This is a genomic window from Peptoniphilus indolicus (assembly GCF_900454665.1).
Lineage (GTDB): Bacteria > Bacillota > Clostridia > Tissierellales > Peptoniphilaceae > Peptoniphilus > Peptoniphilus indolicus.
The window spans coordinates 1,613,409-1,629,600 of sequence record NZ_UGTH01000001.1 but is presented as its reverse complement, the minus strand read 5'-3'; the positions used below and the strand labels follow the sequence as shown (position 1 = coordinate 1,629,600).

Genomic DNA, 16,192 nt, shown 5'->3' with positions numbered 1-16,192 from the left:
ATCGGGAAGAGTGCTCCCCGATTAGTTAAACTTATTCATCGCAGCATCTGACCCGTTTTCAATAATTTCTACAACCGAATCAGCTGCTCTTTCTATAGCATTTTCTATCTTAGGGCCATCTGCCTTGCTAAATCCCCCAAGTACATATTCTGCTAAATCTATTTTATGTTCATTGTTTCCAACGCCTATCTTAATCCTCAAAAACTTATCGCTTTGTAACTGATATATAATTGACTTCAATCCATTATGCGTTCCAGCAGAGCCGCTTTTTTTTATTTTAAGAGTATATGGAGCTATATCTATGTCGTCAACTAAAATAATCACATCTTCAGGCTCAAGCTTATAAAAATTCATGGCATCTCTAATAGACTCTCCACTATTATTCATATAAGTTTGAGGTTTCAACAGTATTACTTTTTCATTATTTATTCGGACCTCTTCATAAAGTCCTTTAAATTTTATCTTTTTGACTTTCACATTGAGCTTTTCTGCTAATTTATCAATTGCCAAAAATCCAACGTTGTGTCTTGTGTACTCATAATTCTTGCCCGGATTGCCAAGGCCCGCTACTATATACAAATAATCACCTTATTCAAACATTTCACTTACTGAACTATTTGAGTTTATTCTTCTTATTGCAGCAGCAAATAAACTTGCAACAGACACTACATCAATTTTGTCAATTTTCTTTTCTTCAGGTAAGAAAATTGTATCCGATATAATAAATTTCTCCATAACACTACTTTCTAATCTTTCAGTTGCCGGTCCCGATAGTACCCCATGGGTTGCGCAACCATATACCTTCTTTGCCCCTTTTGCCTTCAAAGCTTCTGCTGCTTTACAAATAGTTCCAGCTGTATCGATTATATCGTCAACCAAAATACAATTTTTACCTTCAATATCCCCAATTATATTCATAACTTCTGATACATTTGGCTTTGGTCTTCTCTTTTCTATAATTGCGATAGGTAAATTTAATTGGTTGGCAAACTTTCTTGTTCTAGTTACCCCCCCCAAATCAGGAGACACAACTACAAAATTTTCTCCTTCAACTATATCTGTGAAATATTTTGCAAGAGTTGGGACAGCTGTCAAATGATCAACAGGAATATTAAAATAACCTTGAATTTGACCTGCGTGTAGGTCCATAGTAACTACCCTGTTTGCTCCGGCAACTGTTAAAAGGTCTGCAACTAATTTAGATGTGATTGGTTCACGAGCCTTAGTTTTACGGTCTTGTCTTGCATATCCATAGTATGGAAGCACAACATTTATATGCCCTGCTGAAGCTCTCTTAAGAGCGTCTACCATAATCAATGTTTCCATCAAATTCTTATTTACAGGATTTGAAGTTGATTGAATTACATAAACATCTCTTCCTCTAACTGTTTCTGCGATGTCTATTGCTATTTCACCATCAGAAAATGTCTTTACTTCACATTTTCCCATTTCCACTCCAAGTTCTCTGCAAATGTCCTCAACTAATTTTTTGTTTGAATTACCTGTAAATATTTGAATATCTCCTGAAACTGACATAACTACCTCCTGTTTAAACCTTTCTTTGTTACCCAACCTTTAATATCTCTTCTGTCTGCTCTCTCTATTGCCAATTGACCTTCGACAACATCTTTTGTTATTGTAGAACCAGCTGCTATATAGCCATTTTTTTCAACGTGAACTGGTGCAACTATATTGGAATTAGAACCTAAAAAAGCACCTTCGTCTATTTGACTTCTAAATTTGTTCTTTCCATCATAATTTACAAACACTACTCCACACCCAACATTTACATCTTCTGCCACATCAGCGTCTCCAATATATGCAAGATGTCCCGCTTTAGATCCGTCTCCAAAATTTGTATTTTTAACTTCTACAAAATTACCTATTTTAACTTTTTTGCCAACATTACTCTTAGGTCTTAAGTGTGCAAATGGTCCTATTGTAGTTCCATCTCCAACAACAGATTCCTCAATTAGTGCATTGTCTATAATAACTCCATTGCCTATTTTAGAATCTATAATTCTTGTATTTCCATAAATGGTGCAGTCTTCACCGATAACTGTATTGCCCTGTAAAATAGCTCCTGGATATATTTTGGTGTCACGTCCTATCTCAACTGTAGGTTCAATGATAATTGATTTGCTATCTATCATTGTTACACCTTTTTTCATATACTCAACATTAACTCTAGTTTGCATAATTTCATTTGCAATACACAAGCTATCTCTCGAATTTATCCCGAGAATTTCTGTATTATCCTTTAACTTATAGCCACCTATTCTCTTTTCACTTTCGAATAAATCTTTTACTACATCTGTTAAATATAATTCACCTTGAGAATTATCCGTATTTAGATTTTTTAAAGAATTTTTTAATTCTCTACCGTTAAACACAAAAATTCCGGAGTTTATTTCTCTAATAAGTTTTTCTTTTCCTCCGGCATCTTTTTCTTCAACTATCCTTGTAATCTGTGCATCTTCATTTCTAACTATTCTTCCATAGCCAAATGGATTTTGCATATCGGCTGTTAAAATTGTGCATGAAAAATTACCTCTTTCATGATACTCCATAAGTCCGTTTAAAGTATCAGCCTTAACAAGAGGTGTATCTCCGTTTAATATAAGTACTGTATCTTCATCTTCAAAATCTTCAATGGCTTGCATAACTGCAAATCCAGTCCCATAAGGCACATCATCTCCTATGGGCTGAGTTCTAAAAATCAATTCAGAATTTTCAAAACGTTTGACAATTTCTTCTTTGCCATGTCCCACTATAACACTTACTCTACTGACATCACTTTCTCTCGCAGCCTTAACGACATATCCAAGCATTGGTTCTCCCAGTATTTCATGAATTACTTTAGGTTTTTTTGATTTCATTCTTGATCCTTCGCCTGCCGCAAGGATTACAGAAACCTTCATTTTTTTACCACACCTTTACATTTTTCTAAAACTATTATACATATCAAATCGAGTTTACTCAACATTAAAACTTACTTTTTATAGTATTAAAATATTTTTATTAAAATTATTATAGATTTACAATTAAAAAATCCTCTTAAAATTTTTCATTTTAAAAGGATTTCTAAACTTATTTTTTATTTATTTCACTTTGCAATATTTCAATTGCCTTTTGTAATTGATTGTCTGTGTCTTTAAAATTAGGGCCTATTCCCTTAGTCTCTTTATTCAATTCAACTTCAACATCAGGTTCTACTCCTAATTTGTGAATTGATTTACCACTTGGTAAAAAGTATTCAGATGTAGTTAATTTTATTCCATCTCCGTTTGGAAATCTAACTGCAGTTTGAACAATTCCCTTACCAAATGTCTTTTTACCTACTATGGTAGCTCTTTTATAATCTTTAAGAGCTCCGCTTAGAAGCTCTGACGCAGATGCCGACCCCTCATTAACCAATACCACTAAAGGTGCACTGTAATGATTTTCGTCAGAGTCGAATTCAAAATCTCTCTTGCCATTTTTAGTTTCTGCATAGACTATATTACCCTTAGGTAAAAGTAAATCTGCTATCTCAGCTGCTGATGTAACTACACCACCTGGATTTCCTCTTAAGTCTAAAATCATTCCTTCTACATTTTTAGACTTAAATTCTTTTAAAGTCTTTTCAAAATCTTTAGAAGTCATCTCATCAAATTGTAATATATCTACATATCCTATATTGCCGATTAATTCTGAATTTACTGTATCAACTCTTATTTCATCACGTTTTATAGTCAAGTCTTCAGTTTCACCAGTTTTTCTTAAAAGAGTAATCTTTATTTCTGTCCCTTTTTTACCCTTCATAAGGTTAGACGCTTCTTGTAATTTATCCCCACTAAATTCTTGGTCTGCAACTTTTAATATTTTATCTCCTGCTTTTACACCGGCTACATCTGCTGGAGAGCCCTTTATTGGAGAAATTACAGTTATTAAATTATCCTCGCCTTTAGTTATGACCACGCCTATTCCGAAGAATTTTCCTGTTGTAAAGTCCATAAGTCTATCATATTCTTCTTTTGTATAATATTCTGAATATGGGTCATTCAATCCGGATACAACACCTTTTAATTCTCCTTCTAAAAGTTGTTTGTCTGTAACTTCATATAGATAATGTTTCCTTACAAAATCTTCTAATTGTGCAATCTGTGTATATTTATCTTTATCTACTTTAATGAATCCCCCTGCCCCTAAGACAAAGGTAAATATATGTGTAACTATTAATAATATTATACACACTAAAACTTTTAAGTATTTTTTCATTGTATCTACCTATATATAATTTAATGGGTTAACCGGCTGCCCTTCAACCCTTACTTCAAAATGTAAATGCGGTCCCGTAGATAGACCTGTTGAACCTACTAATGCTATTACATCTCCAGTACTAACTGTTTGCCCTGGCATAACTTTTAGTGCACTGTTATGCGCATATACGGTTACGATATCTCCATGATCCACCATTACAACATTACCATATCCATTCATAAATTTTGACATTATGACAGTACCTTTTCTAACTGCTATTACTGGTGTTCCACTTGAGGCCGGAATGTCTACTCCAGAATGGAATCTGCTAGTTCCTAAAATAGGGTGAATTCTGTAGCCAAAAGGAGATGAAATGCTATAGCATCCTGGAACTGGCCAAGATAAATTTGCTCCGTTTCTAGGTCCTAAATTTAAGTTCCTCAAATTTGCAGTTCTATTTATTCCAGCTTTTGCCTGTTGTGCTGCTAAAGCTTCTCTTTGTTTAGCAATTTTTATTTCATCTTGTAATTTTAGAATTTCTTTATCTAAGTTAGTCCATTCATTTTCAGCAATTTCATATTCTTTAGTATATGCTTGAACGTCAAGTTGAAGTTTATTCATATATTCTTGTTTCTTTTGATTTGCCGCAACGTATTGATTTTTTTCAGATTCTAATTTACTCTTTGAGGCTTCGATTTTTACTTTGTTATCTTCTAAAATCTTTTTTGTATTAGTTATCACATTGATTTTTTCTGAAATTTCATCAAGTAATTTTTTGTCTGAATCAGCTATGGACGAAATAATTTCATAATTTAAAAGCAATTCTTCAATATCACGTGAATTTAAAATTACTTCAATGTATTCTACTTTTCCATTCATATACATTGCCCTTACTCTCTCAGTAAATAATTTTTTACTCTTTTCTAAATCTTCTTGGGCTGTAACTAACTCTTTGCTCTTTCTATCTATGTCCTCTTTTAAAGCTGTAATTTCAGTTTCTAAAGCATAGATGCCATTTGATAAACCACTTATTTTTTTATCTATTTCTATAATTTCACCTTGCACAGTATTAACATTCTTTTGAACTTCATTTATACTGTTTTTGCTTTTTTTAAGTTGCTCTGAAATTTGTTGCTTTTGTTTTTGTATGTTAGTCTTTTGTTTCTCAAGTGAACTACTTGAAGCATATACACTACTACTTAATAAAACAGTAGCTGATATAATCGCCACTGATGTCCTCATATTTTTCATTAAAGTCTCCTCATACATTTAAATGTCTTTCAGTAGACACCAACGAACCTAAATAACCTATGCCTGCTCCAATACAGGCAAATATAATTGAAATATGCTTACCTATTATAGTAGGACTTACAAGCCCAACCTCAATTATATTTGTTATTTGTGCATTATGACCTGCATAGTAAAAACTGTACAAATGGTGAACAATAAAAAACGCCAACGCAGCGCCAACTAATCCAAATATTATTCCTTCTATTAAAAATGGACTTCTAATATACGAATCTGTCGCTCCTATATATTTCATTATATTTATCTCGTGGCTCCTATTAGAAACTGCTATTCTAATAGTATTATGGATAATTAAAACTGAAACAAACACTAATGCCAATACAATTGCTGCACCAACATACTTTACCATGTTTTCAAATTTATACATTTGTTCAATCAATTCGTACTGATAGTCAGCTCTCTCTACAATATTATGTCCTGTCATTTCTCTTGCAACTTCTGATGCAATTGTCAAATCATTTAAACTCACAATTAAAGATGCCGGAAGTGCATCTGGCGGCAATGAATCCATTACATAAGCCTTATCTCCCAAACGTTCTTTGAATTTTTCAACTGCTTTTTCCTTTGATATATATTGCACTTGAGTTACACGTTCATCTTTGCTCAATTTAGCTATCAGGTTATTTATGTCTGCTGCCGGCGCTTCATCTCTTATGAAAACCACAACTTTATCAAGTTCTTGACCTAAATTATAAACAGCGCTATTTATATTTAAAAGAAGTAACAATACAATTCCAAAAAGAGTCAACATAGCACCTATTGAAATAGTAGATGCAGTCGCCATACCAAAATTTCTTATTATTCCCTTTAAACTCTCTTTTAGGATATTTATGAATTGTCTAAATATTCTCATAATATCCTCCATTTTTAACGTCATTTACAACTTGACCATCTTTTAGAGTTATAACACGTTTTTTCATATTATTTACAATCTCAACTGCATGAGTCGCCATTATGATTGTAGTGCCTTGATTATTTATTTTCTCAAGAGTATTCATAACTTCCCAAGCAGTTTCTTGATCCAAATTACCTGTCGGCTCGTCACAGACAAGTATAGGCGCCTTATTTACTATAGCTCTTGCTATTGATACTCTTTGGTCTTGTCCACCTGACAATTCCGAAGGATAAGATTTCATTTTATCTTCCAAATTTACAAGTTCTAAAGCATGTTCCACTGCTATTTTTATATTCTTTTTACTTTCTCCTTGAACTTCAAGAGGATATGCCACATTTTCAAATACATTTTTTTTGGCCAAAAGTCTAAAATCTTGAAACACTACTGAAATATCTCTTCTGAGCTTAGGAACTTGACTGTTCTTTAACTTAGTTATATCAGTATTATTTATTATGATGTTCCCCCTTGTAACTTTTTCTTCTCTTATGAGTAGCTTTACAAGAGTTGATTTTCCAGCTCCACTTGGACCAACTAAAAAAACAAAATCCCCTCTCGGAACAACCATGTTTATATTTGAAAGAGCCATAACTCCGTTACCATACTCTTTAAATACATTTTTAAATTCTATCATTGTTATTCCTTTCATAAAAATTAATTATTCTTGATTTTTTATTATATTACAAAACAGTAACAAATTACAACCTTTATCGATATTTTAATGGATTAAACTCATTTTTAACAGTAGAATAAATTATTTTTTATAAATTTTTATTGTTCTAAATTTATAAAAAACTGGAAATTCCATAAAATTCGTGTATAATGTTAATGTTGAGGTGATGAGAATGGATAAAATCCAAATGAGAAAAGAAAACTTAAGAAAAAGAAAAAATCTTACGACCGATTATATTAATTCTGCATCGGCTCAAATTTTTACAAATTTAACCAACTCAGAATTATACAAAGATAGCCAACACATTTTTACATTTGTTAGCTATCAAAATGAAGTTGATACCCATCAGTTTATAAAACAAGCTCTAAAAGACGGAAAAAATATTTATGTGCCTGTAGTCGATAGAGAAACATTCACCATGGGCGTCTCCAAAATAGAAAATTTTGAAGATTTACAGCCTAATTATATGGGAATACTCGAGCCTTCTGAGAAAAACATTAACTTAGTAGATCCTGAAGTTTTAGATTTAGTTTTAACTCCAGGTCTTGCATTTGATCTTAATGGATATAGAATTGGTTATGGTGGAGGTTTTTATGATAAATTCTTCGCTATTCTCAAAACTAACCCAACTCGTCTAGGTATAGGTTATTCGTATATGTTATCTGACGAGCTTGACCACGATGACAATGACCAACAGTTACATCTATTTCTATCTGAAGATGGATTTACACCTGTAGGAGGAAATTAAATGGAAAGATATTTTGGTACTGTTGTTAGAGGAATTAGAACACCGATTGTAAAAGAAGGAGATAACCTTTCAGATATCGTATTTGATTCAGTTGTAAAAGCTGTAGAATCTCAAAACATTAAACTTGTAGATAAAGATGTAGTTGCAATTACTGAATCTCTACTTGCTAGAGCTCAAGGTAATTATGTGAGCACAGACAATATCGCTCAAGATGTTAGAGAAAAATTTGATGGCGAAATCGGATTAGTTTTTCCAATACTAAGCAGAAACAGATTTTCAACTCTTTTAAGAGGAATTGCAAAGAGTGGCAGAAAGCTTCACATATTGCTTTCTTATCCATCTGATGAAGTTGGAAATCACTTAATGGACGAAAAAGCCCTTTATGACAAACATATCAATCCTTACTCTGATGTATTAGAAGAAAGTGATTATAGAAAATTATTTGGAGAAGAAGTTAAACATGAATTCACTGGAATAGACTATGTTTCTCTTTATAAAGAAATTGCTCCAAATTCAGAAATTCACTTTTCTAATGACCCAAAGGCAATATTAAAATACACTAAAGATGTTTTAGTATGTTCTATCCACACTCGTGAACTTGTTAAACAAGAACTTAAAGATTCCGGTGCAAACCTAGTTTATGGTCTTGATGACATAATGAACGAATCTATTGACGGAAGTGGATACAACTCTGAATACGGTCTATTAGGTTCTAACCTTTCAGATGAAGAAACTGTTAAACTTTTCCCAAGAGATGCTCAACCATTCGTTGAGGAACTTCAAAAGAAATTTAACGAATACTCAGGTAACAACATTGAAGTGATGGTTTACGGAGATGGAGCATTCAAAGATCCAGTAGGTAAAATTTGGGAACTTGCAGACCCTGTTGTAAGTCCTGGACACACTAAAGGTCTCATCGGTACTCCAAACGAACTTAAAATTAAGTATATCGCTGATACAGAACTTAAAGGTCTTTCAGGCGAAGAAGCCTCTGAAGCTATGAGAGAAAAAATAAATAATAAAGATGCCAACTTAGTTGGTAAAAATGAAACTCTTGGTACTACTCCAAGAAGACTTACTGACTTACTTGGCTCTCTTTGCGACTTAACTTCAGGTTCTGGAGATAAGGGAACTCCTGTAATCTTAATCCAAGGTTACTTCGATAACTACGCAACTAAATAGAGTATATAATTATCAGCCTTCGGGCTGATTTTTTATTTTCTAAGTTTAAATATTTTCACAACATAAAAAAGATGAGGCATCTCACCTCATCTTATATCTCAATGTAACCCTGCTTTTTTAGCAACTATAGTTACATTATCTTTTAACGAATCATCAAAAACTACTTTAACATTTATACTATCATCAAAAGTCAGTAATTTTGATAATTTTATTTCCCTACTTTCTCCAGCTTTCATAGTAACGGAATCTGTAACTTCATTGTTCTTATTATCAGTAAATTTTATAGTTAAGTTTTCTCCATTTCCAGTAGTAGCTATATTTAAATGATTTAAATACATATTTCTAAAGGAACTTACATAGTTTCCATTCCTTTCAGCTACATAAATAGGATTATCTTTTCCAAAACTTTGAATATGTACTTCTTCTCTTGTGTAATTCATAAAAATTGCTGTAACTAAAACTACTGGCAATCCAAAAAATATAATTTTTTTATAAACCTTTTTCAAGCTCATTACAATCCTCCTTTATAAAGATAACTAAATGAGACCGTCTATTATACTACTTATTTTACTCATAAACCATAAAATTAAACACATGTTTTGAAATTATAACAACATTATATATTATGTTTAAAAAAAACTTGCCACATCATATAAAATCCAAGCCCATATACTATGGTAATTCCTAAGACATTATTTATTGATATTTTATTTTCATCTTTCAATAATTTAAAACTCCAAATAAAGCTGATTGTATAGCACACAATAAAAAGTGGATTAAATATATTATAAAGTCCATTTATTAAAGGATAAAGTAACAATATATAAACAATACTATTGACTATAACAAATAGCTTCTTTGATTTAATTCTTTCTTTTAGCATAGGATTCTCCAATTATACTTAAAACAATACTATTTTTAATGATATTATTACTAACTAATAAATCTAACCCCACCAACTATACATAACTTGACTTGTAGCATACTCTGTAAAATTAGAATCAAAATAAAAATTTAATACATTTTTTCTATAAATACTTCCCACTGATTTATGAGCATATATATCTTCTTTAAAATACAAAGTTTTTAAATTACCATAATTTGAACCAGGTAAGTTACTTAAAATTTTTCCAGCTATCCCTATAGCTATCCCTTGAGGTATACTAGAATAAACACTTGAAATTATCGCCCCTAAAACAATTGAAGTATATGTTGCTATTTCTCTTTCCAGATAAATATTCCTGGTTTTTGTGTCAATATAGTTTGTATAATCAGATGCTGTTCCAAAAGGACAAGTTTCTGTATACATCCAGCCTGTCCTAAGCATATTTTCATTTATATTATTATTTAAATTATTAGGAAATGTATTTTCAATTTATAGTAGCTTCATGTATTCCATTTACATAAATCTTATTTCCAATTCTATAACAATTTATTTCCTCTTTATCGGATTTAACTTCGTACCCTCCACCAATAGTAAATGATTGTGCTCTACTCATTTGTGGAACTGAAACAAATAACAATAAAAAACTCAAGAATGTTGATATCGTCTTTTTCATTACAATCCTCCTTTTTTAAGTTAACATTTTACTATAACCTATCGCTTTTAAAAGCTTTATATCACAAAAAAAAAAAAAAAAAATCAATACTTTTTTTGAAAATTTATTTTTATATGACGATATAAATAAAATCTATTAAAAATAGATATAAAAAGGACTACCTAAGTAGCCCCTTTATAATTTATTTGCTTAACTTTGCTTTTAGTTCTCTATTTTTAGCCATAGATTCTAAAATTGCTTCTGCAAGAGATTCCATATCATTCTTATTAGCAACACTTAGAGAAGTATTTACGGTAACTCTATCGCCTAATACGTCAACAAGCTTTAGGTTTTCATTTACATAGTCTTCCATCTTGTCTCCAACTGTACAAGCCCAAGTACCATTTTCAATTATACCAACCGTTCTGTTTTGAACGTTAAGAGCTTCCAAGTCGTGGATAAAGTCTTTCATCTTAGGATAAATTCCCAAGTTATAAGTTACTGAAGCTAATACAAGATGAGAATATTTGAAAGTATCTGAAATCAAATCAGCTACATCTGTTGTAGACACATCGTGAAGTATAACTTTTGTCATTCCTCTTCTGCAGAGTTCTGATGCTAATGCTTGTGCAGTATATTCTGTGTGTCCATACATTGATGCATAAGCTATCATAACACCTTCTTCTTCAGGTTCATATCTTGACCAAGTATCATATTTGCCAATGATATATCCTAAATCTTCTCTCCAAACCGGCCCATGTAGAGAACAGATATATTTAATTGGTAAATCTGCCGCTTTCTTTAAAACATCTTGTACGAATGGACCATATTTTCCTACGATATTGCTGTAGTATTTTCTCATATAATCTAAATAGTCTCTATCGAAATCCAATTCATCTGCAAAAAGTTTACCATCTAGTGCACCAAAAGTACCAAAAGCATCTGCTGAGAATAGAACTCCATCAGTTAAGTCAAGAGATATTAGGACTTCCGGCCAGTGAACCATAGGAGCTTCTACGAAAGCATTAGTGTGTTTACCAAAGCTTAGAGTATCTCCTTCTTTAACTATAATTTGTTCATGTTCATCTTGTTTTGTATAGCCAAGTTGATTCATGATTTCAAAACCTTGTTCGCTTGAAACAATCTTTACATTTGGATATCTGTAGCAAATTTCTTCAATTGTTCCTGCGTGATCCGGTTCCATGTGGTGTATTACTAAATAATCTAAATCTCTTCCATCAAGAGTGTATTCAATGTTTTTTACAAACTCTTGTGCGAATTGCCAATCTACTGTATCGAAAAGAGCTGTCTTTTCATCTAATAATAGGTATGAGTTGTATGAAACTCCTTCTGGTATTGGAAAAATATTTTCAAATAAACTTGTTTTGTGGTCATTGACTCCCACCCAATATAAATCTTCTGTTACGTTTCTAACAGTGTACATATTTGCCTCCTAAATTTATAACTACTATTCTATTTCCCTAATCTTACACAAACTTTAAACTATTGTCTATCTTTAGGGAATTCTTCTTTTACAAATTGTGATTTTTCCTTTTGACACTTAGGGCAAATCCAATCTTCCGGAAGTTTTTCAAATGTTGTTCCCGGATCTATTTCTCCTTCTGGATCTCCAACATTAGGGTCATATTCATATCCACAACCTTGGCATACATATACACCGTAATTAGGAGCTAATTTTCTTGGTTTTGATCTTCTAACTTTTTTAAATTCAGGTGCTGGAGCTTTTTCTTCTGTTCCAAGAGCTTCAATTAGAAGTGGCATGATTTCAAACATATCCCCTACGATACCATAGTCAGCATTTTTAAATATAGGAGCTCCTGAGTTCTTGTTTATAGCAACTATTGTCGCTGCGTCTTTAATACCTTTTAAGTGTTGAGATGCTCCTGAAACTCCAAGTGCTACATAAAGATTGCCTTTGAATTTTTGTCCTGACATACCAACGTATCTTTCAAGCGGTACTAATTTAAGGTTTTCAGCAACAGGTCTTGAACTACCTAGTGCAGCTCCAAAAGCTTTTGCAGTTTGTCTTGCAAGTTCCATGTTTTCTTCACTACCTATTCCCTTACCAACTGAAACTACTCTTTCAGCATCGGCAATAGGTGTGTTGATATCTATACCTACGGAAAAATCATATCCGTCTTTCTTTAAGTTTTTTATAAGTTCATCTACAGCTTCTTTTGCAGTATCAGCTTTAATTATTTGACGTTTTCTTTCTCCAGTGATAGGACCTTCTTTTTTGCCTGGAGCTGTAGCTGCTCCTTTAGATTTTTTAGGCATTTTACCTACTAAACTAGCTGCGATAACAACTCTTTGAATTTCGTTAGTTCCTTCGTAGATTGTAGTAATCTTAGCATCTCTGTAGAATCTCTCTACTTCCATACCCTTTAGGTAACCTGAACCTCCGTGGATTTGAAGAGCATCATTTACAACTTCAAGAGCTATATCAGAAGCATACATCTTTGCCATAGCTGATTCAGTTCCATAAGGAACATGTAAAGTCTTCATTTCTGCTGCAGAATAAATTAAGAATCTTGCTGCTCTTAATTTAGTAGCCATATCAGCTAATTTAAATCCTATGCTTTGTTGTTGTGCTATAGGTTTTCCAAATTGAATTCTTTCTTTTGCATATTTAAGAGCGTGTTCATACGCACCTTGAGCTATTCCTAAAGCTTGAGCCGCTATACCAATACGTCCACCATCAAGTGTTTGCATAGCGATTCTAAAGCCTTGACCTTCTTGACCAAGTAAGTTTTCTTTAGGAACTTTTACATTGTCAAATATAAGTTCAGCAGTTTTAGATGATCTTATACCAAGCTTGTCATATGGATCTCCAAAAGAGAACCCTTCCCAACCTTTTTCTACGATAAATGCTGAAATACCTTTTGTTCCGATTCCTGGAGTAGTTACAGCAAATACAACATATGTGTCCGCTTCTGGAGCGTTTGTTATAAATATTTTGTTACCATTTAATATATAGTGGTCTCCGTCAAGTTCTGCTACAGTTTGAGTTCCACCAGCGTCAGAACCTGCTTCAGGTTCAGTTAAACCAAAAGCCCCTATGCTCTTACCTTCAGCCAATGGTATTAAGTATTTTTTCTTTTGTTCTTCTGTACCAAATGCTTCAATTGGATATGAACCAAGTGATGTATGAGCTGATAAAATTACACCCACCCCACCATCAACTCTTGATAACTCTTCAACAGCGATAGCATATGATATAGCATCTAAACCTGCTCCACCATACTCTTTTGCATAAGGGATTCCCATCCATCCACGTTCTCCCATTGCCTTTACAACATCATGCGGAAACTCATTGTTTTGATCTAATTGAAATGCTATCGGTTTAACTTCTGCTTCTGCGAACTCTCTTATAGCCTTACGGAGTTCCTCATGTTCTTTTGTAGTGCTATACAACATCGTTGTACCTCCTCTTTCCTACTAATTTCAAGAGAAATCTAAATCTCTCTTACTACATAATTTAAATCTCATCAGTTTCAGCTATTGCTGATTATTTATAACATTATCCCCGGCATAACCTATAGTAAAACTCATTTATATTTACTATTTATATTTCTATCTTGCTTTTATACATTTAAGTATTGATAAAAACTTTTTCCTACAAATAAATTCCACGCAATAAACTATACCATAATAGTGTTGTATATGCTAGTCTATTACATTACTTTTTTTTGTAAATGTACCGTATCAAATTGTCTATTCATTAATACCCAATTAACAAAAAAATAACATAGTTTTTGAAAATATTTTCAAAAACTATGCTTTAAATTTTAGGCTCTATAATATCTGTTAGAAATTTACTCCCAACAGATATTATAGAACCTAAAAAATAAGCTAACTTAATTATTAACCTATTACTTAATTATTTATTTCCTAATTAATTTCCCATCTATTATTTCATAGTGATGCCAATTAAATAATTCGACTAAAGAGTAATCATGAGTAACTAAAATCAAACTCTTTTCACTTCCCAATTTTTCTATATATGATATCACCTTTGCTTTCAATCTTGGATTTAAAGCATTTGTGGGTTCATCAAGAATGAGCACCTTTGGGTCATTTATTATAGCTCTTGCTATAGCTACCCTTTGTCTTTCTCCCCCGGATAAAAATTTAACTTTCTTATTTAAAAACTCCTTTATCTCTAAAATTTCAGAAACATGATAAATTCTGTCCTTCTTCTCTAATCTATTGTATTTTTTTGAATATATTAGTGGTATTACTATATTTTCGTAAACAGTTTCTTCTTCCAAGAGATTATATTCTTGAAAAATAAAACCAAACATCTCATTTCTTAGCTCTGCTATTTTTCTATTAGATAAGTTATCTATATTATTGCCATCTATTAGATATTTGCCATAAAAGTTTTTGTCCAATAATCCTACAATTTTTAACAAAGTTGTCTTCCCCGAGCCATTTTCTCCGGTTATAATAACTTTCTCTCCTTCTTCTATTTTAAAAAAGCAATCATTTAATACAATTTGTTCAGAACTAGAATTTTCATTATATTTTTTAACTAAATTAGTTATTTCCAACATTTCTATTCCCCTTCCAACTTGATACTTAAATCCTCTTTTATTAAAATTCTCAAAGTAATAAGTTCAAAAATTATTATAAATACTAATGAGATGAAAATATTAATAATAAAAAACGCATCTATATGAAAAGCATTTAAATAACCCATAAACAAAAAATTTATGCCTATTAAAAACATCAAAAATATTGAGTTTCTTATAAAAATATTTAGCTTTGTTGCTCCACATATCAAATGAATAATGTACTCTCTGTGTAATTTTGCATATATATGTTTAGTTACAATTACTATCCCCAAAGCAACAACCATTATGCTAACAATAATATAAACAGACATAAATCTCTTTACAAAACTAATTTCCTCAATATTTGAAAATTTATCCTTTTGTAAATGTAAAAAAGTATTCTCAAAAGCTTTTTCAAATTCTTTATGCACATCATTATTATCTATCCCGTCTACCAACTTTGCATCTTTTGATAAAGCTATGAGTTCAATATCTGCAATTTGATAATTTACCAAATTTTTAAATTCTTCGCCTTCAAACTTTATAAGCTGTACACTCTTATCTTTTAATAAATTCTCCATTCCAATAAGTTCCATTTTTTTCTCATTAATTTTTCTTGAATTTATAATTTCAATCTTCCCTAATGAACTGTTTTTTAATTTTCTTAAATCCTCTTTATGAACACACCAGATTATATTATTCTCAGACCTATCTTCATATTTTCCAACTAATACCAACACTTCTACATCAAATTTTGTATTTACATAATTTGAGTAAAAATAAGTATATCCACCCTTTTTAAAAATAGAATCTAATCTATTTATAATACTATCTTTTTCTTTTTGATCATAAGATATCGGGACAGCAGAATAATAGGTTTCAAATTTTTCAGATTCAAAGGCAGAAATCATGGAGCCAAAAGATGATATAGATATTAGAGTTATTATCATAATAACAAGTTCTAAAATAAGAAATTCACGTTTATATTTAAATATATCTTTTATGCCTAATTTTAATATATCTAAAAACATC

At 31.6% G+C, this 16,192-nt stretch carries 16 protein-coding genes; 2 read left to right on the top strand and 14 right to left on the bottom strand.

The features are described from left to right. Positions 1-21: 21 nt before the first annotated feature. The 7 genes from pth to ftsE all read right to left on the bottom strand — a co-directional run bounded on the left by pth (position 22) and on the right by ftsE (position 7,076). Positions 22-579 (bottom strand): aminoacyl-tRNA hydrolase, encoded by a 558-nt coding sequence (pth, locus tag DYE58_RS07785; protein WP_004821081.1) that lies wholly within the window; start codon positions 577-579, stop codon positions 22-24. 9 nt (positions 580-588) lie between these two features. Beyond that, on the bottom strand, positions 589-1,536 hold the full coding sequence (locus DYE58_RS07780; RefSeq protein WP_040552344.1) for a ribose-phosphate diphosphokinase: 948 nt from the start codon (positions 1,534-1,536) through the stop codon (positions 589-591). Between the two features lie 2 nt (positions 1,537-1,538). Then, complete coding sequence (gene glmU, locus DYE58_RS07775; protein ID WP_004821077.1) at positions 1,539-2,921, bottom strand: bifunctional UDP-N-acetylglucosamine diphosphorylase/glucosamine-1-phosphate N-acetyltransferase GlmU; 1,383 nt, start codon at positions 2,919-2,921, stop codon at positions 1,539-1,541. Between the two features lie 169 nt (positions 2,922-3,090). After that, on the bottom strand, positions 3,091-4,260 hold the full coding sequence (locus DYE58_RS07770) for a S41 family peptidase (RefSeq protein WP_004821074.1): 1,170 nt from the start codon (positions 4,258-4,260) through the stop codon (positions 3,091-3,093). A gap of 9 nt (positions 4,261-4,269) precedes the next feature. Continuing rightward, positions 4,270-5,493: a murein hydrolase activator EnvC family protein gene (locus tag DYE58_RS07765; protein WP_245946074.1), complete on the bottom strand. Its 1,224-nt coding sequence runs from the start codon at positions 5,491-5,493 to the stop codon at positions 4,270-4,272. A gap of 10 nt (positions 5,494-5,503) precedes the next feature. Beyond that, positions 5,504-6,403 carry a permease-like cell division protein FtsX gene (gene ftsX, locus DYE58_RS07760; protein WP_040552343.1) on the bottom strand — a complete coding sequence of 300 codons (900 nt, stop codon included), beginning with the start codon at positions 6,401-6,403 and terminating at the stop codon, positions 5,504-5,506. After that, positions 6,390-7,076 (bottom strand): cell division ATP-binding protein FtsE, encoded by a 687-nt coding sequence (gene ftsE / locus DYE58_RS07755; protein ID WP_115312172.1) that lies wholly within the window; start codon positions 7,074-7,076, stop codon positions 6,390-6,392. The genes ftsX and ftsE overlap by 14 nt, the downstream gene beginning before the upstream one ends. A gap of 211 nt (positions 7,077-7,287) precedes the next feature. Here ftsE and DYE58_RS07750 point away from each other — a divergent pair, with 211 nt between their 5' ends. Both DYE58_RS07750 and DYE58_RS07745 read left to right on the top strand, forming a co-directional pair. Beyond that, positions 7,288-7,863, top strand: a complete 576-nt coding sequence (locus DYE58_RS07750; RefSeq protein ID WP_172463327.1) for a 5-formyltetrahydrofolate cyclo-ligase — start codon at positions 7,288-7,290, stop codon at positions 7,861-7,863. Then, positions 7,864-9,045: a coenzyme F420-0:L-glutamate ligase gene (locus DYE58_RS07745; RefSeq protein WP_004821065.1), complete on the top strand. Its 1,182-nt coding sequence runs from the start codon at positions 7,864-7,866 to the stop codon at positions 9,043-9,045. Positions 9,046-9,143: 98 nt separating this feature from the next. Here DYE58_RS07745 and DYE58_RS07740 read toward each other — a convergent pair whose 3' ends face one another. The 7 genes from DYE58_RS07740 to DYE58_RS07705 form a co-directional block, all read right to left on the bottom strand. Beyond that, positions 9,144-9,557 carry a hypothetical protein gene (locus DYE58_RS07740; RefSeq protein WP_115312170.1) on the bottom strand — a complete coding sequence of 138 codons (414 nt, stop codon included), beginning with the start codon at positions 9,555-9,557 and terminating at the stop codon, positions 9,144-9,146. Between the two features lie 434 nt (positions 9,558-9,991). Next, positions 9,992-10,372: a hypothetical protein gene (locus DYE58_RS07730; RefSeq protein WP_004821059.1), complete on the bottom strand. Its 381-nt coding sequence runs from the start codon at positions 10,370-10,372 to the stop codon at positions 9,992-9,994. Between the two features lie 43 nt (positions 10,373-10,415). Continuing rightward, positions 10,416-10,604 carry a hypothetical protein gene (locus DYE58_RS07725; RefSeq protein ID WP_115312168.1) on the bottom strand — a complete coding sequence of 63 codons (189 nt, stop codon included), beginning with the start codon at positions 10,602-10,604 and terminating at the stop codon, positions 10,416-10,418. Positions 10,605-10,785: 181 nt separating this feature from the next. Further along, positions 10,786-12,027, bottom strand: coding sequence for an FprA family A-type flavoprotein (locus DYE58_RS07720; protein WP_004821053.1), 1,242 nt, complete (start codon positions 12,025-12,027; stop codon positions 10,786-10,788). 59 nt (positions 12,028-12,086) lie between these two features. Further along, positions 12,087-14,021 (bottom strand): acyl-CoA dehydrogenase family protein, encoded by a 1,935-nt coding sequence (locus DYE58_RS07715; protein ID WP_004821052.1) that lies wholly within the window; start codon positions 14,019-14,021, stop codon positions 12,087-12,089. A gap of 467 nt (positions 14,022-14,488) precedes the next feature. Beyond that, entirely contained in the window at positions 14,489-15,160 is a 672-nt protein-coding gene (locus DYE58_RS07710) for an ABC transporter ATP-binding protein (protein WP_115312167.1), read from the bottom strand. A gap of 2 nt (positions 15,161-15,162) precedes the next feature. After that, entirely contained in the window at positions 15,163-16,191 is a 1,029-nt protein-coding gene (locus DYE58_RS07705; RefSeq protein WP_115312166.1) for a hypothetical protein, read from the bottom strand. Between the last annotated feature and the right edge of the window lies 1 nt (position 16,192).